Source organism: bacterium (genome assembly GCA_016703265.1).
Lineage (GTDB): Bacteria > Krumholzibacteriota > Krumholzibacteriia > LZORAL124-64-63 > LZORAL124-64-63 > CAINDZ01.
Map to the genome: position 1 here is coordinate 104,519 of JADJCK010000001.1, position 20,289 is coordinate 124,807.

Consider the following 20,289-nt stretch of genomic DNA (forward strand, 5'->3'; position numbering starts at 1 on the left):
CATGATGACGCGCGCGGTGCCGGCCTCGGTCGTGCTGCACGCCATCGCGTTCACCGCGATGCTGCTGTGGGGCGATCGCGTGACGACGCAGGCAGCCCACATCCCCAGCGTGATCGCCGTGAGGCTGGTCGACGCTCCAGTGCAACCGGCACAATCGGCGCCGCCGGCGCCCGAGGTGAAGGCCCTGCCGGAGCCGGAGGCGGAACCGATCAAGCCCGACGTGGTCCGGCCACCCAAGGAAGTGCCGCGCGAGAAGCCGAAAGAGAAGGCGAAGGAGAAGCCGAAGCCGGTCGTGACGCCGCCCTCGACCGCCACGGGGCCGCCCAAGCCGGAGGCCGGCGTCAAAGGCACCACGACCGGCGCGGCCACCGGCCTGACCGGGCCGGCCGTCAGCGGTACCGACACCGACTTCCCGTTCGCCTGGTACCTGCAGGCGGTCGAGAGCAAGGTGGTGGCCAACTGGAAGCCGCGGCAGCTGGGGTTCGGCCAGAAGGCCGTGGTCTCCTGCAGCGTGCACTTCGTCATCAACCGCGCCGGGGTCGTGTCGCAGGCGCGGCTCGTGCGTAACAGCGGTCTCGGCGTCTACGATCGCGAGGCGCTGCGCGCGGTGCAGACCACGCGCCTGCCGCCCCTGCCGCCGCAGTACCGCGGCAGCGACCTGGGCGTCACCTTCGACTTCAACCTGGAGCCCGGAACCCAATGACGAGATTGTCCCGATTCGCGGCGGCCCCGTCCGCCGCCGCCGTTCTCGCCGCGCTCTGCTTCCTGGCCTGGCCGCTGCTGGCCGGCGCGCAGGGCGGGCGCACGGAAGTGACCATCGACCACACGCAGCAGGCGGTCCTGAAGACCGACGTGCGCATCGGCGACTTCCGGGCGCTCTCGGCCGGCCGGAACGTGCAGGAGACTGCCGCCAAGCTGCGCGAGGTGGTGGCCAACGACCTGCTCCTGAGCGGCCTGTTCAACGTGGGCGGGACCGGGTTCAAGCCGGCGGAACTGCCTTTCAGCTGGACCATCGAGGCCACGGTGGAAGGCGCCGCTGCGGGCGAATGGCCGGTGACCGTGAACCTGAACCTGCTCACCTGGCCCGACCGCCAGCTGGTGCTGACCAAGCGCTACCGCCCGGGCGAGGACCAGGTCCGCACGACGGCGCACCACTTCGCGAACGAGGTGGTGCGGACGACCGTGGGCAGCGAGGGCATCGCCCTGACCCGCGTGGCGTTCTCGCGCGGCCGCGGCGACCGCCGCGACATCTACGTGGTGGACTACGACGGCGAGGGGCTGCTCCGCCTGACGGCCAACCGGACGCTCAACCTGTGCCCGGACTGGTCGCCGGACGGGGCCCGGATCGCCTTCACCAGCTACCGCGGCGGCCAGCAGGGGCTCTACAGCCTGGAGACGGCCACGGGCGCGGTCAGGCAGGTCATCGCCATGGAGGGCCTGAACCTCGGCGCCGACTGGAGTCCCGACGGCAAGGAACTGTTGATCTCCCTGTCGCGCGGTGGGGATCCGGAGATCTACCGGATCACCCCGGACGGCAAGATCGTCAAACGACTGACAGTGTCTCCCGCCATCGAAATCAGCCCGAACTGGGCCCCGAATGGCCGCGAACTCGTTTTTACCAGTGACAGCAGCGGTACCCCGCAGTTATATATGATCGACCGCGAAGGCGCCGGGAAACGCCGGGTGACCTTCGAGGGCAAGTACAACGACTCGGCTGCCCTGTCGCCCAACGGCGAATGGCTGGCTTACGCCACCCGCGAGGATGTCATCACGCAGATCATCGTGATGCGCCCGGGCGGCGAAGACCGCCGGGTGGTCACTGACACGTCGTGGCGCAATTGCGAGGACCCCAGCTGGGCGCCGGACGGCCGCCACCTGGTCTTCACCTCGGACAGGACGGGCGCCTCGAAACTGTATGTGTACGATGTGGTGGAGAACTCGTTCCGCCAGCTGACTTTCGGGAATGATCCCGATATCACCCCGGCCTGGTCACGCTAGAACCAGCCGGGCAACACCAAGGAGTGGTCAAGATGAAGAACAGTTCGCTGAAACGCTTCTCGCTCGTCCTGGTCCTGTGTGCGCTTGCGCTCGTCGCGCTCGGCGGTTGCAGCAAGAAGCCGCCCGTGGTGACGGAAGTCCCGGTGGAGCAGGCCCCCGTCGAAGTCGTGCAGGCGCCGCCGAAGGCCGAGCCCGAGGCCCCGAAGGGTCCCGACTACGCGAATCTTGACCCGTCGAAGTACGGCATCGAGGACGTCTTCTACGGTTACGACCAGTATGACCTCAGTGACGTGTCGATGGGCGTGCTGACGAAGAACGCGCGCATCCTCAAGGAAGCCGGCGTCACGCTGGTCGTGGCTGGTCACTGCGACGAGCGCGGCACGATCGAGTACAACCTGGCCCTGGGCGAGAAGCGCGCGAAGTCGGCCCGCGACTACCTCGTGAGCCTGGGCGTGCCCGCGGGCAACCTGCGGGTCACCAGCTACGGCGAGAGCCGCCCGTTCTCGAACGGCCATGGCGAGAACGACTGGGCCCAGAATCGCCGCGCCCACTTCGAGCGCCCGTAATTGGAAAGGCGTCGCAGGATGCGCAGGCAAATGCTGGTCGTGGCGGGGCTCACCCTGGTGACGTTGTTCGCCGGGTGCGCCCCGCAGTTGAACCGGATCGAGGTCGCGGTTCAGGACAACCGCGACCAGGTCGCGCGGATGCAGGCCGAGAACAAGCGTCTCCTCCAGGAGATGCAGGCTCTCAACCAGCTCATGCGGATCGAGAAGGACGCGGGCGACGAGACCTCGGCCATGCGCCTGGCGAAATTGTCGCAGGTTTCCGCACGTTTGGATCAACTCATGCAGAAGCTGGACGATAACGCCCAGTACATGCGCGAGTTGTCCGCCCGCGTGGACCTGCTGGCCACCCGGCAGGGGATCCCCACGCTGGGCGAGTACAAGCCGCCCCAGGCCGGGGGCGCGGCCGACGCGATGCCCGAGGAGGGCCGCTCGATCTTCGCCGCGGCCGAGCAGGACCGCACCCGGGGGAACAACGACCTGGCCCGCCAGGGCTACGAGGAGTTCCTGCAGCGGTTCGGCAGTTCGGAATCGGCGGACGACGCGCTGTACCGGCTGGGCGACCTGGACTACGCCGACGGTGACCACGCCGGCGCGGTCAAGCGCTTCGAGGCGCTCCTGAAGGAGCACCCGGAGAGCTCGTGGGTCCCGGCGGCCATGTACAAGGCCCGGGCCAGCTACCTGGCACTGGGCCGCAAGCAGGACGCCAGGAAGATGGGTGGGGACCTCCTGGCGAAGTTCCCGGCCTCGGACGAGGCGGCGCTGCTCAAGGAAGAAACCGGCAAGGACTGATGCTGGCCGCGCGGGCGGCCCGGGGAGAGATCACGGTGCCCAAGTTCTCGGTGCTCAAGATGGCGCGTGGCCTGTCGCAGGTCTTCCGCCCCGTGGAACTGACCGACATCGACGGTCGCTACCACGCCTTCATCGTGCGCTACAGCGGCGACTACATCACCCATGCCCACGACAAGGATGAGTTCGTCTACATCCTCGAGGGCTCGCTGGTGGTGGAGATGGAAGGGCGCGAGGTCGAGGTGCGGCAGGGCGAGGCCCTGCTGGTGCCCGCGGGCGTGAAGCACCGTCCCCGGTGCCGGAACAACGCGCTGGGCCTGGTGGTCGAGACCAAGGGACTGCAGAAGCAGATGGACCCGCAGGTCTAGCTCCAGGCCGGGATGTGCCAGGGAAGCAGGAAGGGCGGCCCCGCGGCCGCCCTTCTTCATGTCGCATCGCGTCCGGCAGTGCTCAGCTCTGGCCGCCGCCGATCATCTTCTCGATCCACATCACGTCGCCGCGACTGCCGATGTACAGCGGCACCCGCATGTGCAGTTCGTCGGGCACGATGTCGAGGACCGGGCCGTGCCCGTCGCTGGCGTAGCCGCCGGCGTTCTCGGCCACGAGGGCCAGCGGCGCCGCTTCGCACATGAGGCGCAGCTTGCCGCCCGGCTTGTCGAGCGTGGGCGGGTAGAGGAAGACGCCGCCGTAGAGCAGGTTGCGGTGGAAGTCGGCGACGAGCGACCCGATGTAGCGCGAGGTCTTGCCGGGCACCTTGTGGCCGCCGTTGTTGGCGGCATCGCGCCCGTATTTCAACTGGCGAACCGTCTCGCGCACCTCGGGCGACCACTTCGGCTCGTTGCCCTCGTTCACGGAGTAGATGCCGCCCTCGAACGGGGTGGTGATGTGCTCGTGGCTGAGAAGGAACTCGCCGATGCTCGGGTCGAGCGTGAAGCCGTGCACGCCGTGCCCGGCCGTGTAGACGAACATGGTGCTCGAACCGTAGATGACGTAACCGGAGGCCACCAGTTGCCGACCGGGCTGGAGCAGGTCGGCCGGTCCCACCTTGTTGAGGAACGAGCGGCGCTTCCAGATGCCGAAGATGGTGCCCACCGAGACGTTGGCATCGATGTTCGAGCTGCCGTCGAGCGGGTCGAAGATGACCACGTAATTGTGCGACCCGGGACCGACCTCGTTGAACACGGGGTCGGCCATCTCCTCGCTGCCCATGATGCAGACCTGGCCGCGCGTTCCCAGGCATTTCAGGAGGACGGCGTTGGCGTAGTCATCCAGCTTCTGGACGGTCTCGCCCTGCACGTTCGACTCGCCGGTGGCGCCGAGGATGTCGACCAGCCCGGCCTTGGTCACCTCGCGGCTGACGATCTTGGCGGCGAACGTGATGTCGTTCAGGAGCCCGGTGAAGTCGCCGCTGGCTGCGGGATGCAGTTTCTGCAACTCGAGGATGTGCGCCTCGATGGTCTGGAGGATACGGGGGGATTGGGTCATGATCCCTTCCTGGTGGGGCGGTCCTGAAGGGCGCCGGAACGGCGGGCCGGCCAGGGCCTGGTGCGGGGCGATTCCGGGTCCGGACACGGAACGCCGAATATGTGACATCCATTGTAACACCTTGCCAGCAAACAACAACCATCTTCTTGCGCGGAACCGGGCCGTTTGCCATCGTCGAGGCAACTCTCAACGGGCACCCGCCAGGCCCCGTCCTTCCGGAGGCGACACTATGTCCGACGTCATGTTCACGATCCCCGAGCCCCGCAACGAACCCGTGCTCGGCTACCTGCCAGGCTCGCCCGAGAAGGCCGAGTTGAAGGCAGCGCTCCAGGCCATGGCCTCCGAGCAGGTGGAGATCCCGCTGTTCATCGGCGGACAGGAAGAGCGCACCGGGCGGCTGGCCGACTGCGTGATGCCGCACGATCACGCGCACAAGCTCGGCAGCTACCACAAGGCCGAGGAGAAGGAAGTTAAGGCCGCGATCCAGGCGGCCGAGAAGGCCCGCCCGGGCTGGGCGGCCATGCCGTTCCAGCAGCGCGCCGCCATCCTGCTGAAGGCCGCCGACCTGCTGGCCGGGCGCAAGCGGATGCTCCTTAACGCCGCGACGATGCTCGGCCAGAGCAAGACGGCATTCCAGGCCGAGATCGACTCGGCGGCCGAGTTGATCGACTTCTGGCGCTACAACCCGCATTTCGCCGAGCAGATCATGCGTGAACAGCCGCGCAGTTCGCCCGGGCACCTGGAACACCCTCGAGCAGCGGCCGCTCGACGGCTTCGTCTTCGCGGTGACGCCGTTCAATTTCACGAGCATCGCCGGCAACCTGCCGACGGCGCCGGCATTGATGGGCAACACGGTGGTGTGGAAGCCCGCATCGAGTTCGGTGCTGAGCGGCTGGGTGATCATGAACATCCTGCGCGAAGCAGGGCTGCCCGACGGCGTGATCAACTTCGTGCCCGGCAGCGGCGGCCAGGTCGGCAACCCCGTGATGGCGGCGCCCGAACTGGGCGGCGTTCACTTCACCGGCTCGACCAGCGTCTTCCACGACATGTGGCGCACGATCGGCGGCAACATCGCCAAATACGGCTGCTACCCGCGGCTGGTGGGCGAGACGGGCGGCAAGGACTTCATCTTCGCGCACCCGAGCGCCGACGTCGAAGCGCTCGCCACGGCGATGGTCCGCGGCGCCTTCGAGTACCAGGGCCAGAAGTGCAGCGCGGCGAGCCGCGCCTACATTCCCGAGAGCATCTGGCCGCAGGTGAAGGAGCGGCTGCTGGCCGACATCGCTTCCCTGCGCATGGGCGACGTGAGCGATTTCCGCACCTTCATGGGCGCGGTCATCGACAAGGGCGCCTTCAACGACATCAAGGGCTTCATCGACAGGGCGAAGGAAGCGAAGGGCAAGGCGCGCATCCTGGCCGGCGGCGGCTGCGATGCCACGACGGGGTTCTTCATCGAGCCCACCGTGATCGAAGCGCTCGATCCGCTGTACGAGACGATGGTCGAGGAGATCTTCGGGCCGGTGCTGACGCTGCACGTCTACGCCGACAAGGACCTCCTGAAGATGCTCACGATCTGCGACCGCTCGGCCACGTACGCGCTGACCGGCGCGATCTTCGCGCAGGACCGCGCCGCGATCATCCAGATGAAGGATGCCTTGCAGGGCGCCGCCGGGAACTTCTACATCAACGACAAGCCCACCGGGGCCGTGGTGGGGCAGCAGCCGTTCGGCGGCAGCCGCGCCTCGGGCACGAACGACAAGGCGGGCAGTTACCTGAACCTGATCCGCTGGGTGAGTCCGCGGTCGGTCAAGGAGACGTTTGACCCGCCGCGTGCCTATCCGTATCCCTACATGTCCGAAAGGTAGCCGCCCCGCAGACGCGGCTGCCCGAAGGGCGAACAAGGCGAGGGGCGGCAATCCTGCCGTCCCTCGTTGTTTTGGCGGCGGTGGAACCGGTGACGGGGCGCCCGGAACGGATTCGCGGAAGTCCAGCGAGGCGGAGCAGGGTGGTGCCGGAGGTGGGGCTCGAACCCACACGTCCCGAAGGACACTGGATTTTGAGTCCAGCGCGTCTGCCAGTTCCACCACTCCGGCACCGAAGGGGAGGGCCGGGCCGCGCCCAGGGGCGACCACCGGCGACCGGGGGATTTAACCCGCCGGAGGCCGCGAAGTCAAGGCGGCCGAAATGTTTGACACACACCGGGCCGATGCTATATTTGCGCCCGGTCGCATCAGGTGGGGCCATAGCTCAGCTGGGAGAGCGCTTGCATGGCATGCAAGAGGTCAGGGGTTCGATCCCCCTTGGCTCCACCACCTGCACCAGCATCCGAAGGCAAGCAGCGGGATCCGGCGCCAGGCCGGGTCTTTTTTTTGTCCCGGGGACGGAACCCGGGGCGGGGTGGTCAAGGTGAATCCCGTTGACGAGAGATCCGACGGACCGTCCGTGACGCCACGGCCGGCGCGCGCCGTGTGGCGGGAGCTGCTCGGGCCCGTGCTGGTGTTGACGGCGCTGGCGGCGGCAGCCCACCTGGCCAACTCCCGCTGGCCGGATTGGCCGGCGCGGCTGGCCGCTCTCGGCCCCTGGAGGCCGGCAATCTATGTGGCCCTGTGGCTCCTGGCTGTGCCCTGCGGCTTCCCGGCCGCGGGCCTGGGACTGACGTCGGGTTTCCTCTTCGGAACCGTCGGCGGCGCCGCTGGGGCCACGGGCGGCCTGCTGGTCTCCGGGCTGCTGATGTTCGGCCTCGGGCGGCGCTGGCTTCGCCCTCGCGTGGCGCGCCTGACGGCGGCCCAGCCGCGCCTGGCGCGGCTGGAGCGGGAAGCGGCGGCGGGCGGGCTCGGGCTGCACCTGGTGGCCCGCCTTTCACCCTTGAACTACGCATTGACAAGCTACACTCTTGCCGCGGGCGGAGCGCCGCTACGCACCTACGCAGCGGGCCTGGCGGGCGCTCTGCCGGAGGCTCTGGGCCTACGTGTGGCTGGGGGCGGCTGCGGCGCGCGGGGCCCGGGGAAGCGACGCACCGGGCTCCCTGAAGCTGGCGCTCCTCATCGTCGGCGGGCTGGGCCTGCTGGGGCTGGGTTACGCGCTCGCCCGGCTGGCGCGCCGGGCCTGGCAACCGGAGTCGCGGGCCGACGACAGGGCAGCGACGGCCGGGACTGATTGCCGTTCCCTGCCGTTTCGGTCGTTCGGGTAGGCGGCCTCGCGACAATCGCGGGCTGAGCCGGCAACGCGCCGGAGGAAGGCTGACGTGCCGGCGATGCCTGCCAACTTCTCCAGCCCGTGGATCCTGTTCCCGATCGCAGCCGCAGCCGGGCTGGCGGGAGCCTGGCTGGTCCGTGCCCGGCAACAGGTTTCGCGGCGCGAGGCCGTGCCGAACATCCCCGCCGTGCTTCGCCATGAGCTCTGGCAATGGGATGTCCTGGCCGACCGCATGCAGGTCCCGGCCAGCGTCCTGGCCCTCACGGGGTATACCCGCGAAGAGTTCGGGACGGCGATGGCCGATCTCAGCCGCCATGTCGCCGCCGACGATCGCGAAGCCATCGCCGCGCGCCTGCGCAGCCTCCTGGCAGGCGATGCGACCGAGTTCACCCTCGAGTTCAAGTTCATCGTGCGTGGCGGCGGGCATGCCTGGCTGGCGGTGCGCGCGGCGATCGAGCGCGACGAGCGCGGGGTCGCGACGCGCGTCAGCGGCACGTGGGCCGACGTCACGGCGCGGGTCGCGGCCGAAGAGGAGCGCGACCGCCTGTTCAACGTCTCGCTCGACCTGCTGGCCGTGGGCGGGTTCGACGGGTTCCTGCACCAGGTGAACCCGGCCTGGGTGCGCGTCCTGGGTTGGTCGCGCGATGAACTGATGAGCCGAGCCGTCGGCGAGTTCATCCACCCCGAGGACCAGGACCTGACGGCTGCCGCCTACCGCGCCCTGGCCGAGGACCGCGTGGTGGCTGACCTCGGCACCCGCTTCCGCTGCCGTGACGGCACCTACCGGTGGCTGTCCTGGTCGTCGTTCCCGTATCCCGATCGCAGACTCGTGTTTTCCGTGGTGCGTGACATCACCGAGCAGAAGGACGCCGAGCGCAGGCTGCTCGACTACCAGGATCGCCTGCGGGCCCTCAGCGCCCAGCTGGCCGTGGTCGAGGAGCGCGAGCGGCGGCAACTGGCGGTGGCCATCCACGACGGCCTCGCGCAGCAGCTGTTCGCGGCCCGGGCCAAGGTGACGCTCCTGCGCTATCCGGAAAAGCTGCCCGACCAGGCGAAGATCGTCGACGAGGCGCTCGGGATCCTCGACGACTCGATGCGGGAAGCGCGGAGCCTGTCGTTCGAGCTCTACCCGCCGGTGCTCTACGAGGTGGGCCTGGAGGCGGCGCTTTCCTGGCTGGCGCGCCAGTGGTCCGAGCGCATGGGCATCAACTGCACGGTCGATGCCAGCGGGGCGGTGGCCGACCCGCTCGACCTGAGCGAGGACACGCGCGCCCTGGCCTACCAGAGCGTGCGCGAACTGCTGGCCAACGTCGCCAAGCACGCGACAGCGACCGAGGTCCGCATCGCGCTCGAGCACGACGCCGATGCCCTGCGCGTTTCGGTGGTCGACAACGGCCGTGGGCTCGCCGACAGCGAGGGCTCGAACCCTGGTGCCCGCGATTCCGGCCTCGGCTTCGGCCTGTTCAGCATCCGCGAGCGGTTGCGTTCGGTGGGCGGCCGGTTCCGCCTCTACAGCCGGCCGGGCTCCGGCTGCCGCGTCGAGTTGAGCGTCCCGTTGGCCGGTGGCGTTCCCGGGCCCGACGCGCCCGAAGCGGAGGCCTGATGGGAGAAGTCTTCGCGTTGAGCTGCGCCCTGGTCTGGGCGTTCGCGGTCGTCTTCTTCCGCCGTTCGGGCGAAACGATGCCGCCGCTGGCGTTGAACCTGTTTCGCGTCGGCATCTCCTCGGCGCTCTTCATGGTCACGCTGCTGGCCGGCGGCCAGGGGCTGTGGCACCGGGCGCCGCTCGGCGACTACCTGCTGCTGATCGGCAGCGGGATCATCGCCATCGCGTTGAGCGATACGCTCTTCCACGCCGCTCTGAACCGCGTCGGCGCCGGCATCAACGCCGTGGTGGACACACTCTATTCCCCGCTCACGGCGCTCGGGGCCTTTGCCTTCCTCGGCGAGAGGCTCGACGGCTGGCAGGTCGCCGGCATGCTGCTGGTGATCTCATCGGTTGTCGTGGCCACGCGCATGGCGCCGCCGGCCGGCACGTCGCGCCGCACGCTGGTCAGCGGCGTGCTGCTCGGCGTGGCCTCGATGGTGGCGCTGGCGGCCGGCGTGGTGATGGCCAAGCCCGTGCTGGCCGACGCCGACGTGGTGTGGGCGACGTCGATGCGGCAGCTCGGCGCGCTGGCCGTCCTGGCGCCGGCGGCGCTGTTCCTGCCCGGGCGTCGGGCACGCCTGCGCGCGCTGCGGCCGGGGGCCGGCTGGAAGTACGCCATCCCCGGCACGATCCTCGGCTCCTATGTGGCACTGATGCTGTGGATCGCCGGCATGAAGTACACGGCCGTGGGCAAGGCGGCCGTGCTCAACCAGACGAGCACCATCTACACCCTGGTGCTGGCTTCGCTGCTGCTGGGCGAGAAGTTCACGCGCCGGACAGCGCTGGCCGCGGCCCTGGCCCTGGCCGGGGTGGTGCTCGTGCTGCGCCCATGGGCGGCTTCCCGGTAGGTCGCGGCTCTTTTCTGATTCCACAAGCGATCCGCATTTCCCCTTGCGAGCCCAGATAACAGTTGTTATATAACGGCCGTACTTTTTGGCTGGAGGCGCCCTGGCGTCGCCGGAACCCGCGAGGATGGGGCCGTTTCCGTGGTACGCCGCAACCTTTACCACCGCGAAGACGTCGTGGCGGCCGCCGTGTCGGTCGTGCGCGCTGAGGGCTTTGCCCAGTTGAGCGCCCGGCGGGTCGCTGATCGCCTGGGCGCCTCGACCGCCCCGGTCTACAGCAACTTCGCGAACATGGAAGAGCTGGCGCAGGCGGTGAAGCTGGCGATCGCCGATCTGGTCGTGGCGGAAACCGAGGTCTGCCGCAGCGGCGAGCCGTTCCTCGACATGGGCATCGGCGTGCTCGCGTTCGCGCGCAGTCATCCGGAACTGTACGCCGCGGTCTTCATGCCCGGGCACCGGCGAAGCGGAAGCAGGGCACCACCTGCTGCAGGTGCTGCTCGGGCGCATGTCGGCCGTGGAATCGCTGGCGGCATTGGATCCGGCCGAGCGCCTGATCCTGCTGCGGAAGATGGCGATCTTCACGCAGGGACTGGCCCTGCACGTGATGGCCGGCCACACCGACGAGGAATCGTGGGACGAGGTGCTGATGCTGCTGAGCGAAGCCGGCAGGGCCATGGTGACCGACGCCTTCAACCGGCCGCCGCGTTCCGAAGCCGAGATCGCACTGCTGGCCAAGCTGTGCGAGTGCCGCGTGGTGCGACCGAACGACAGACCGGGACCTGAACTTCCGAAAGAGGCGAGTGATGCGTGATCGCATGCGCGGGTGCCGTGCCGCGGCGCCGCTGGCGGTGTTACTGGCTGTGCTGCTTGCCATGGAGACCCGGGCGGCGGCCCAGCCATCGCCCGACGGCGTGGTTGTCGCTGTTCCCGGCGAAGGTTCGGTAATGGACCTCGACGCGTGCCTGCAGGCCGCCTTGCAGGCCAACGACCTGGTCGTGGCCGAGCGTTGGGGGCGGCGCGAACTGGACGGACAGATGAAGCAGGCGCTGGCGACAGGCCTGCCCACGCTCGACCTGGTGGGCGACTGGTCGCGCAGCCGCGACCCGAGTTTCGCGCTCGATTCGACCTTCGGCGGCGGCGGCGGTTTCGGTTCCGTGCCGGGCGCCGATCCCTGGTTCAACGACTGGTTGTCCGGCTTCGGTTCGCTGATCCCGCCGCCGCAGGAGATCGCGGCGCAGTCGTACTGGCGCGCCAACCTGAACCTCAACTGGACGCTGAACCCGGTGAAGGTGCTGGGCGCGGTCGGCGCGGCGCGTCTCGGGCTCGACCGCCAGGAACTCGCGGTGCTCGCGGTGGAACAGCAGGTCGGAGAGCAGGTAGTCGCGGCCTACCAGCAGGTGGTCTCGGCGGCCGACCGCATCGACGCCATGCAGGCGCACCTGGCGAACCAGGACGAGATCCTCTCGGTGGTGCGCCTGCGCTATTCGCTGGGCCTGGCCACGCAGCTCGACACGCTGCAGGCGGCCGTCGGGCGGGCCAACACGATTCCCGACCTCACGCGCGCCCAGGCGAACCTGCGCACCGCCGGGGCGCGCCTGAACGCCCTGCTCGGCCGCGAGGCGGGCGCGCCGCTCAAGGTGCTGCCGCAATCCGAACTGGAGGGCGGCGACATCAACGTGGAGGCCGCGCTGGCCCTGGCACGCGGTCGGCCCGACCTGGCGGCGAACGGCATGATGGTGGACATCCAGCGGCGCGGAAAGCAGGCCACGAAGGCCGACAACCTGCCTTACCTGACCATCTTCGGTTCGTACGGGTACGTCGGCCGTACCACCGACACCCTGTTCGACGACGGGCACGACACCTGGCGCGCCGCGGTGGCCCTGAACGTGCCGGTTTTCGACGGCCTGCTCACCCGCGGACTGGTGCGCGAGGCCGATGGCCGCATCCGCCGCAGCGAGGCCGAGCTTTCGTCGCAGCGGCGCGGCGTCGAGGTCGAGGTGCTCGACGTTCTCGCGCGGCTCGACAGCGCCCGGCAGACACTGGCGGCCGTCACGGTGAACCTGGAGCGCGCGGGCGAGGCCCGCGAGCAGAGTGTCCTGCAGTTGCAGCTGGGCAAGGCCAGCTATGTCGACGTGCTGGTGGCCGAAGCCAACCGCAGCGATGCGCAGGCCGCCGTCATCGACGCCCGCTACGAGGTGCTCGCATTGACCGCCTCGCTGAAGCGCGCCATCGGCCGCAGCCCGGCCGAGCGCCTCGCCGATATCCCCGACCTGCTGGTCAAGGAGTAGCCGACATGAATCGTCCGCGGGAAAGGAAGAACACCGTGCGCAACATCCTGGTCGTGGCCGGCCTGCTGGCGGCCCTCGGCGCCGCCGGGTGCGGCAAGGCGCCGGCCGCGGCGCCGCGCGAAGTGGCTCGCAACGTGCGCGTGCTGGAACTGTCCGCCACTTCGCTGGCCGAATACCACGAGATCTCGGGGCCGGTCGCGCCCGTCCGCGGGGCCGACCTCGCGGCCGAGGAGTCGGGACCGGTCACGGCGATCCGGGCTGCCAAGGGTGCGCCCGTGAGCGCCGGCCAGGTGCTGGTGGAGCAGGAGCGCACCATCCTGAAGGCGGAGATGGACGCGGCCGCTTCACAGCTGAAGACGCAGGACTTCAACCTCGACCGCGTGCGCCAGCTGTTCGAGGCCGGCAAGGTCAGCGAGTTCGACCTGTTGAACGCCGAGAGCGCGCAGGCGCAGGTCGCCTCGCTCGCCGACATCAGCCGCCGGCGCTGGGAACGTGCCGCGATCAAGGCGCCGTTCGCCGGCATCGTCGCCGAGCGCTTCGTGGAGCTCGGCGCCACGGTCACTGCCGGGCAGCCGGTCGCGCGGGTCATCGATCCCTACCGCCTGAAGCTCTCTGCCTACGTCACGGACACCGACATTGCATGGGTGCGCGTGGGTGATGCCGCCGAGGTGTCGCTCGGGGAAGCGGGCGAACGGGGCGTGGGCGAGGTGACCTGGGTTGGCGCCGAGGCCGACCTGCGCACGGGCAAGTTCCCGGTCGAGATCGAGATCCCCAATCCCGACCTGGCCCTGCACAGCGGTGTGATCGGCCGGGCCCGGTTGCCGAGGCACACCGTGGCCGACGTGGTCGTGGTGCCGCGTGACGCTGTTCTGGCAAGCGACGCCGGGCCGCGGGTGTTCGTGGTCGACGGCGACCGCGCCACCCTGCGCGAGGTGACCCTGGGCGAGGACCAGGGCCTGCTGGTGGTCGTGCGGGAGGGCCTGCGTGCCGGCGAGAAGCTGGTCGTGCGCGGGCAGCGTGAGCTGTCCGAAGGCAGCCTGGTGGCGATCACCGAGACGGCCACCGCCCCCGACGGCACCGTGCCGGGCGACCCGGCGGCAGTCCGCTCGCAGGGCGCTGCCACGCGGGTCGGGGAGCCGACAGCGGAGGCGGCCCGATGAAACTCACGGAAGGCGCCATCAGGCGCTACCCGATGATCTTCGCCTTCATGGCGCTGGCGACGATCCTCGGCCTGAAATCGTACCTCGAGCTGCCGCGCGAATCGTCGCCGGACGTGAAGATCCCGTTCGTGATGGTCTCCGCGCCGTACGCGGGCACGAGTCCCGCGGACATGGAGAACCTCGTCACGCGGAAGCTCGAGCAGCGCCTCAAGGGTGTCGAGGACCTCAAGGAGATGAGCAGCTCCTCGTCCTACGGCATGTCGGTCATCACGCTCGAGTTCGACTCGCGCGTGGACATGAGCGATGCGCTGCAGTCGGTGCGCGACCGCGTGGAGCTGGCGAAACCGGAGCTGCCGGAGGACCCGCGGGACGACCTGGTCGTGCAGGAGATCAGCAGCTCCGATGCCTTCCCCGTGATGCAGGTGAACCTGTACGGCGACATCGACCTGGAACAGCTGAAGCGCACCGGCGAGGACCTGCAGGAGGCGCTGGAGCAGATCCGCGGCGTCCTGGGCGTCGACCTGGTCGGCGGCATCGAGAACGAGGTGCAGGTCGACGTCGACCCCGAGAAGCTGGCGTATTTCGACCTCGGCCTGGTCGACGTGCAGGATGCCATCGCCCTGCAGAACCTGACCATTCCCGGCGGCAAGCTGAGCCTGGGGCAGTACGACTACCAGGTGCGCGTGCGCGGCGAGATCGAGGATGTGGACGAACTTCTGGGTTTCGTGCTGAACCCGGGTATCACGCCACCGGTCCACTTGGGCGACGTGGCGACCGTGAAGCTCGGCATCCGCGACCGCGAGACGATCAGCCGGGTGAACGGGCGCGACGCCGTGACCCTGGTCGTCAAGAAGCGGAGCGGCGAGAACCTCATCGCCATCGCGCGCGACGTCAACGAGACCATCGAGCGGATGAAGCCGGCGTTCCCGGCCGGCATGACCGTGAACATCGTGGCCGACCAGTCGATCCAGATCAAGCGCATGGTGAAGGAGCTGGAAGACAACATCATCAGCGGCCTGATCCTGGTCGTGGTGGTGCTGCTGGCGTTCTTCGGCGTGCGGAACTCGTTCATCGTGGCGGTCGCGATCCCGTTCTCGATGCTGATCACGTTCATCGTGCTGGCCCTGCTGGGCATCACGCTGAACATGGTCGTGCTGTTCAGTCTGATCCTGGCGCTCGGCATGCTGGTCGACAACTCGATCGTGATCGTGGACAACGTCTATCGCCACCGCGGCGAGGGCAGGGACGCCGACACCGCCGCGGCATTGGGCGCCAACCAGGTCGCCGGCGCCGTGACGTCCTCGACGCTGACGACGGTGGTGGCGTTCGCGCCCCTCATCTTCTGGCCCGGCATCATGGGCGAGTTCATGAAGTACCTGCCCATCACGGTGATCATCACGCTGCTGGCGTCGCTGCTGGTGGCTATGGTCTTCAATCCCGTGCTCTGCGCGCGATTCCTGCGGCCGCCGCGGCTCTCCGGCGACAAGCCCCGTATCGGCGACAAGCTGCTCGATTTCGGCATGCGGACCTACAGCCCCGTGCTGGAGTGGGGCCTGAAGCACCCCTGGCGGCTGATGACGGGCATGAACGTGCTGCTCGTGGTGATGATCGCCCTGTTCGGCGCCTTCAATGCCGGGGTGGAGCTGTTCCCGGACGTCGAGCCCCAGTTCGCCACGGTCAAGATCGATGCGCCCAGCGGCACGCGGATCGAGGTGACGGACAACCTGGCGAAGATGATCGAGAAGGAAGTGGCGGCGGTGCCAGACCTCAAGGCCTACGCCACCTCGGTGGGCACGCCCATCGACGCGAGTTCCGGCGGCGCCGGCCTGCCATCGCACCAGGGCGGCATCACGATGGAGTTCGTCGACCAGGCCGAGCGGACGCACTCGTCGCGGCAGTCGATCGAGGACCTGCGGGCGAAGCTGGCCGGGGTCACCGGCGCGCGCATCACCGTCGACAAGATGGAGGAAGGGCCTCCCACCGGGAAGCCCGTGAACATCGAGATCTCCGGTGACAACTTCGACGAGCTCGGCCACCTGGCTGCCGGCGTCAAGGACCGCATCCGCGGTGTGGTCGGCCTGGTCGACATCGCCGACAACTACGATCACTCGCTGCCGGAACTGAGGGTGGTGCCGGATGTGGACAAGGCCGGGCGCGACGGCTTGCGGACCACCGACATCGCCGGGACCGTGCGCACGGCCCTGCACGGCAGCGAGACGGCGAAGTACCGCGTGGGCGAGGACGAGTATGACGTCATCGTCCGTTACCAGCAGCCGTTCCGAGGCAAGGTCGAGGATCTGGAGAACGCCACGGTGTTCCACGAGGGATTCAACATCCCTCTCGACGCCTTCGCGCGCACGGAATTCGGCACCGGTCTGGCGGCCGTGCACCGGCTCGATACGCGGCGCACCGTCACGGTGACCGCCGAAGTGGCCGCCGGCTACAATGCCAACGCCCTGCTGGCGGAAGTGCGCGGCCTGCTGGCCGACTACGCGATGCCGGCCGGCTATACGATGGACTTCACCGGCGAGAGCCAGGACCAGGAGGAAGCGTCGGCCTTCCTCAGCGATGCCTTCCTGGTCGCGGTCCTGCTGATCTTCGTGGTGCTGATCAGCCAGTTCGGCTCGGTGACGGTGCCGGGCGTGATTCTTTCGAGCGTGATCCTGTCGCTGATCGGCGTGCTGGCCGGCCTGATGGCCACGCAGACGCCGTTCGGCATCATCATGACGGGCGTGGGCGTGATCTCGCTGGCCGGCGTGGTCGTCAACAACGCCATCGTCCTGCTCGACTACATCATCCAGTTGCGGGCCGGCGGCATGGAGAAGATGGAGGCGATCCGGCTGGCCGGCCAGACGCGGTTCCGCCCCGTCATCCTCACGGCAGTGACCACCGTGCTGGGCCTGATCCCGCTGACGACCGGCATGGCCGTCGATTTCTCGGCGTTGGTGCAAGGGAAGATGGACCGGGTTCTGGTGATCGGCGGCGAGTCGAGCCAGTGGTGGGGTCCGATGGGCGTGGCCGTCATCTGGGGCCTGACCGTGGCCACGTTCCTGACCCTGGTCGTCGTGCCGGTGATGTACTCGACGCTGGAGCCGATCAAGGCGGCGCTGGGTCGCCCGTTCCGGCGCGGGAACTGACGGGCGACAGCCCGGCGACCGTTCATGCGAAAGAGCCGCCGGGGCGATGTCCCCGGCGGCTCTTCTGCTGACGCGGCCTGTCGCGGGAGGATCAGTCGATCGCCTCGAGCAGGGGATCGCCCTTGTACCCGAGGGCGGCCCAGTCCATGCGCCCGCCCTCACGGTGGCAATCCAGGCACTCCAGCGCCTGGGCCGCCGGCTGCACCTCGTGGAAGATGCCCATGTAGCGACGCACCGGGATCCACCGGTACGGCTGGTCGTGCACGCCGTAGGCCGCCTCGGCGCCGTCGACCACGGCCTTGTGCAGGTCGCCGTCGATGAAGAACTCGTCCACCGCCAGGGGGATGAGCCAGTCGCGTCCCTCGAGCAGCGGCACCGTGGCCTGGTGCAGCTTGAAGGCGTGGATCTTCGCCGCCTTGTCCTTGCGACTGCCTTCGGGCCGCATCAACGTGACGACACCGTCAGCGTCGGGCCGTACCGGCTCGCCCATCAGCGTGATGCGGCTTTTGCCGTTGAACCAGGCGTAGACCGGCTGCACATCCTGGCCCATCGTGATGGTGGCCGACCACTTGTTCGCCACCTCGTGGCGCTGCGGCGTGGACCAGTCACGCACCATGTCCGTGGGATCCTTCTTGGCGAAGGTGGGGATGTGGCAGACGGTGCAGTTGACCCGGTCCGTGTGGCGATCGAGGATCGCCAGCTTATGTGGTTGCGCGTCATGGCAGCTCTCGCAGTCGAGCGGGTTGTCCGGACTGTCGGTGCCCGACAGGTCGGAACCGCGCCCGCGGACCCGGTGGTCGTCGCCGCGGTGGCAGTCGACGCACTGCAGGTTGTTGCCGCTCGAGGCCATGTGCACGTCGAACTCGGGCGAACAGTCATTGAGCTCGTACTCAAGGTCGCCGCGCTTGAAGTTCGGGCCGCCACCGGCGCCGGCATGGCAGCGCAGGCACATCGTGCGTTCGGGCAGCGAGATGCGCTTGGCCACCGAATCGAGGCCCTGCTGGTTCTGCCAGAGGATCGGCTTCCACGACCAGTTGCCGGCCTCGTCCTGGTAGGCGTCGCGCCGGTAACCGGAGGCGTGGCAGATGAGGCAGTCGATGTTCTCCAGTTGCTCGCGGCTGAGGACCGGACTGGGCTTGGCGCCGAGCCCGGCATGGCACTTCGAGCAGCCCTGCGCGATCACCTTGCCGTCGCTGTTGACGGCGTTGCCGATCCAGCTGGCCAGCGGGTTCGTGCAGAAGTCGTTCATCGTGTTCAGTTTGCCGAGCCGGCGGCCTTCGGCATTGACGAGTTGCGGCGTCTCGCCCTGCCACTGGTAGTGCTGCGAGTGGAAGAAGCTCGTGGCTTCGTCCTCGTGGCACTGCAGGCAGGTCGAGGTGCCCTCGTAGTGCTCGAAATAGCCTTCCTGGTGGGTGTACGTCCTGGTGGCGGCCGGGGAATCCCCGGCCGCCAGGACTGCGATCACCAGCACCGGCACGATCAATGCGGTGCGCTTCATGCGTGCCTCCTAGAACCGGGCCGAGAAGCTGAGCGATACCTTGCCGGCCTTCTCCCAGGTGGGGAAGCCCTGCACGACCGGCGTCTCGCTGATCTCCTTGGGCGCACCCACGTGCCAGCCGCTGCCCGTGTAGTCGTAGGCGTAGCTGATGTACGCGAGCTTGGCGACGAACTTCGGCGCGAAGCGATGCGTGACGTAGGCCTCGGTGACCGTGCCGCGCGTGGCGGTCTTGGCGCCGAGCAGGTCGTCGGCGGCGGGGGTGAAGTTGAACCAGTACTGCGAACCCTTGTTCCACTCGAGGCCCAGCTTGGTCTTGCCGTTCGCCAGGTTGTAGCGGGCGCCCAGGTAGTACATCGAGCCGGTCTGCGACTCGGGCGACTCGTACGGGTCGCACATGAGGCCGCCGAACGGGCCGGTGACGTCGACCGGGCGGCTCTTGCTCCAGCTGCCGGTGGCGAACCAGTCCACGCGGCCGTCGGTGCGCGACAGCAGCACCGAGGCGATGTCGAAGTCGCCGAGGTTGGCCGACGGGCTGAAGCGGGTGACGATCGGGCCGGGCATGGGCTGGCCGCTGACCGGGTTGTTCGGCAGGATGATCTGCCCGTCGAAGCCGTCGGTGATGTCGAAGGCGCGCGCGATCGTGGTCTGCACCTGCATCTTCGGCGTGTCCCAGGCGTCGATGTTGAAGCCGAAGAACTGGGCGTCCTTCAGGGCCGTATCGGCGTCGACCAGGCCCTGGCCGTACTGCGACTCGTAACCGAGGCCGTAGCAGGCGCGCAGCGTCGTGTTCTCGCGCACGTGCCAGCCGACGGTGGCGCCGTCGAACTGGAAGTCGATGATGGTGCCCATGGGCGTGCCGGCGCGCATCTCGTCGTGGCGGTAGTGCAGCGGCGGGCCCTCGGTGCTGGGGCGGCGACCGAGGCTCAGGTACACCGGCTGCGCGAAGAGGTTGTTCCAGGTGAAGTACGCGCGGTCGACCTTCAGCGTGCCGTCACCGGGCACGCCGGGCCAGTTGGCGTCGGTGTTCAAGGTGTTGGCCTGGCCGTTGAACATGCCCGTCTGCGTGGATGCGCCCCAGGGCTTGTACATGGACAGGCGGCCGGTGAACGACACGTCGTCGGCCACGGCCGCGTCGAGGTTCAGGCGCAGGCGCGTGGTGTAGAGGATGTCGTTGTCGGTCTTGAAGCCCTGGCGGTAGGCGTCCTGGGCATAGGCCTGCATCATCGCGCCCATGTTCGGGTTGTTCGCCATCATGAACCCGACCCAATCCTTCACGTCGCCGAAGGAGGTCTGGCCCTGGAAGACCTGGAAGGCCGCGTAGTTCTGGCCGATGAACTGGTCGACCTGCGCGGGACCGAACGGGACCATCGGGTCGAAGCTCGGGTTGTAGTTCGGGTCGGTGTAGAACATGGTCCCGAAAACCAGCGCCTGCATGCGCATGCCGTCGATGTAGTCGGGGATCTCGCCCGTCACGTTGTGGGCCTCGACGCGCAGGTCGCCGCCCCACTGGATGGCATCCTTTACGTCGTTGACCTGCAGTTTCTGGATTTTCTTCTCGAGCGCCTTGAGGCGCTCCTCGGTGGTGCGTTCGGCCAGGGCGGTGCCGGCGGCCAGGCTCAGGGCGAGCAGCGCGCCGAGCAGGATGACGAGCTTGCGGTTCATGGAGACGCCTCCGTTCAGGGTATG

The 20,289-nt window shown here is 68.5% G+C and carries 15 protein-coding genes, 2 tRNA genes and 1 pseudogene; 14 read left to right on the top strand and 4 right to left on the bottom strand.

All coding sequences use genetic code 11. The features are described 5' to 3' along the window. Position 1 precedes the first annotated feature (1 nt). From IPG61_00480 to IPG61_00500, 5 genes are read left to right on the top strand one after another with little or no spacing between them, the layout of a single operon-like run. Entirely contained in the window at positions 2 to 703 is a 702-nt protein-coding gene (locus tag IPG61_00480; protein MBK6732580.1) for a TonB family protein, read from the top strand. After that, complete coding sequence (locus IPG61_00485; protein ID MBK6732581.1) at positions 700 to 1,998, top strand: PD40 domain-containing protein; 1,299 nt, start codon at positions 700 to 702, stop codon at positions 1,996 to 1,998. The genes IPG61_00480 and IPG61_00485 overlap by 4 nt, the downstream gene beginning before the upstream one ends. Positions 1,999 to 2,030: 32 nt before the next feature. Continuing rightward, entirely contained in the window at positions 2,031 to 2,564 is a 534-nt protein-coding gene (locus IPG61_00490; GenBank protein ID MBK6732582.1) for an OmpA family protein, read from the top strand. 18 nt (positions 2,565 to 2,582) lie between these two features. Beyond that, on the top strand, positions 2,583 to 3,353 hold the full coding sequence (locus IPG61_00495; GenBank protein MBK6732583.1) for a tetratricopeptide repeat protein: 771 nt from the start codon (positions 2,583 to 2,585) through the stop codon (positions 3,351 to 3,353). 35 nt (positions 3,354 to 3,388) lie between these two features. Further along, positions 3,389 to 3,718: a cupin domain-containing protein gene (locus IPG61_00500; GenBank protein ID MBK6732584.1), complete on the top strand. Its 330-nt coding sequence runs from the start codon at positions 3,389 to 3,391 to the stop codon at positions 3,716 to 3,718. Between the two features lie 82 nt (positions 3,719 to 3,800). Here IPG61_00500 and fbp read toward each other — a convergent pair whose 3' ends face one another. Beyond that, positions 3,801 to 4,835 (bottom strand): class 1 fructose-bisphosphatase, encoded by a 1,035-nt coding sequence (fbp, locus tag IPG61_00505; protein ID MBK6732585.1) that lies wholly within the window; start codon positions 4,833 to 4,835, stop codon positions 3,801 to 3,803. 229 nt (positions 4,836 to 5,064) lie between these two features. Here fbp and pruA point away from each other — a divergent pair. Next, a pseudogene (gene pruA, locus IPG61_00510) lies at positions 5,065 to 6,700 on the top strand (L-glutamate gamma-semialdehyde dehydrogenase). A gap of 141 nt (positions 6,701 to 6,841) precedes the next feature. Here pruA and IPG61_00515 read toward each other — a convergent pair. After that, a tRNA-Leu gene (locus IPG61_00515) sits at positions 6,842 to 6,928 on the bottom strand. Positions 6,929 to 7,071: 143 nt separating this feature from the next. On the opposite strand from IPG61_00515, the gene IPG61_00520 reads away from it, so the two are divergent. The 8 genes from IPG61_00520 to IPG61_00555 all read left to right on the top strand — a co-directional run bounded on the left by IPG61_00520 (position 7,072) and on the right by IPG61_00555 (position 17,105). Next, positions 7,072 to 7,147: transfer RNA gene (locus IPG61_00520), tRNA-Ala, on the top strand. A gap of 94 nt (positions 7,148 to 7,241) precedes the next feature. Further along, a complete protein-coding gene (locus tag IPG61_00525) occupies positions 7,242 to 7,991 on the top strand; it encodes a VTT domain-containing protein (protein ID MBK6732586.1) in 750 nt (249 codons plus the stop codon). 88 nt (positions 7,992 to 8,079) lie between these two features. Continuing rightward, on the top strand, positions 8,080 to 9,633 hold the full coding sequence (locus IPG61_00530; protein MBK6732587.1) for a PAS domain-containing protein: 1,554 nt from the start codon (positions 8,080 to 8,082) through the stop codon (positions 9,631 to 9,633). After that, a complete protein-coding gene (locus tag IPG61_00535) occupies positions 9,633 to 10,523 on the top strand; it encodes a DMT family transporter (GenBank protein MBK6732588.1) in 891 nt (296 codons plus the stop codon). The genes IPG61_00530 and IPG61_00535 overlap by 1 nt, the downstream gene beginning before the upstream one ends. Positions 10,524 to 10,661: 138 nt before the next feature. Continuing rightward, complete coding sequence (locus IPG61_00540) at positions 10,662 to 11,303, top strand: TetR family transcriptional regulator (protein ID MBK6732589.1); 642 nt, start codon at positions 10,662 to 10,664, stop codon at positions 11,301 to 11,303. A gap of 20 nt (positions 11,304 to 11,323) precedes the next feature. After that, positions 11,324 to 12,808, top strand: a complete 1,485-nt coding sequence (locus IPG61_00545; protein MBK6732590.1) for a TolC family protein — start codon at positions 11,324 to 11,326, stop codon at positions 12,806 to 12,808. A 5-nt stretch (positions 12,809 to 12,813) separates the two neighbouring features. Next, positions 12,814 to 13,968, top strand: coding sequence for an efflux RND transporter periplasmic adaptor subunit (locus IPG61_00550; protein MBK6732591.1), 1,155 nt, complete (start codon positions 12,814 to 12,816; stop codon positions 13,966 to 13,968). Continuing rightward, positions 13,965 to 17,105 (top strand): efflux RND transporter permease subunit, encoded by a 3,141-nt coding sequence (locus IPG61_00555; protein MBK6732592.1) that lies wholly within the window; start codon positions 13,965 to 13,967, stop codon positions 17,103 to 17,105. Before IPG61_00550 ends, IPG61_00555 begins: the two co-directional genes overlap by 4 nt. Before the next feature lie 91 nt (positions 17,106 to 17,196). Here the strand turns inward: IPG61_00555 and IPG61_00560 are convergent, their stop codons facing one another. Both IPG61_00560 and IPG61_00565 read right to left on the bottom strand, forming a co-directional pair. Continuing rightward, entirely contained in the window at positions 17,197 to 18,603 is a 1,407-nt protein-coding gene (locus IPG61_00560) for a hypothetical protein (protein ID MBK6732593.1), read from the bottom strand. A 9-nt stretch (positions 18,604 to 18,612) separates the two neighbouring features. After that, a complete protein-coding gene (locus IPG61_00565) occupies positions 18,613 to 20,265 on the bottom strand; it encodes a DUF3373 family protein (protein ID MBK6732594.1) in 1,653 nt (550 codons plus the stop codon). Positions 20,266 to 20,289: the final 24 nt, after the last annotated feature.

Excerpts from the sequence above, each read along its gene's own strand:
- IPG61_00480 (MBK6732580.1), top strand. The coding sequence starts at position 2 with ATGATGACGCGCGCGGTGCCGGCCTCGGTCGTGCTGCACGCCATCGCG.
- IPG61_00485 (MBK6732581.1), top strand. The coding sequence starts at position 700 with ATGACGAGATTGTCCCGATTCGCGGCGGCCCCGTCCGCCGCCGCCGTT.
- IPG61_00490 (MBK6732582.1), top strand. The coding sequence starts at position 2,031 with ATGAAGAACAGTTCGCTGAAACGCTTCTCGCTCGTCCTGGTCCTGTGT.
- IPG61_00495 (MBK6732583.1), top strand. The coding sequence starts at position 2,583 with ATGCGCAGGCAAATGCTGGTCGTGGCGGGGCTCACCCTGGTGACGTTG.
- fbp (MBK6732585.1), bottom strand. The coding sequence starts at position 4,835 with ATGACCCAATCCCCCCGTATCCTCCAGACCATCGAGGCGCACATCCTC.
- IPG61_00535 (MBK6732588.1), top strand. The coding sequence starts at position 9,633 with ATGGGAGAAGTCTTCGCGTTGAGCTGCGCCCTGGTCTGGGCGTTCGCG.
- IPG61_00545 (MBK6732590.1), top strand. The coding sequence starts at position 11,324 with ATGCGTGATCGCATGCGCGGGTGCCGTGCCGCGGCGCCGCTGGCGGTG.
- IPG61_00550 (MBK6732591.1), top strand. The coding sequence starts at position 12,814 with ATGAATCGTCCGCGGGAAAGGAAGAACACCGTGCGCAACATCCTGGTC.
- IPG61_00555 (MBK6732592.1), top strand. The coding sequence starts at position 13,965 with ATGAAACTCACGGAAGGCGCCATCAGGCGCTACCCGATGATCTTCGCC.
- IPG61_00560 (MBK6732593.1), bottom strand. The coding sequence starts at position 18,603 with ATGAAGCGCACCGCATTGATCGTGCCGGTGCTGGTGATCGCAGTCCTG.
- IPG61_00565 (MBK6732594.1), bottom strand. The coding sequence starts at position 20,265 with ATGAACCGCAAGCTCGTCATCCTGCTCGGCGCGCTGCTCGCCCTGAGC.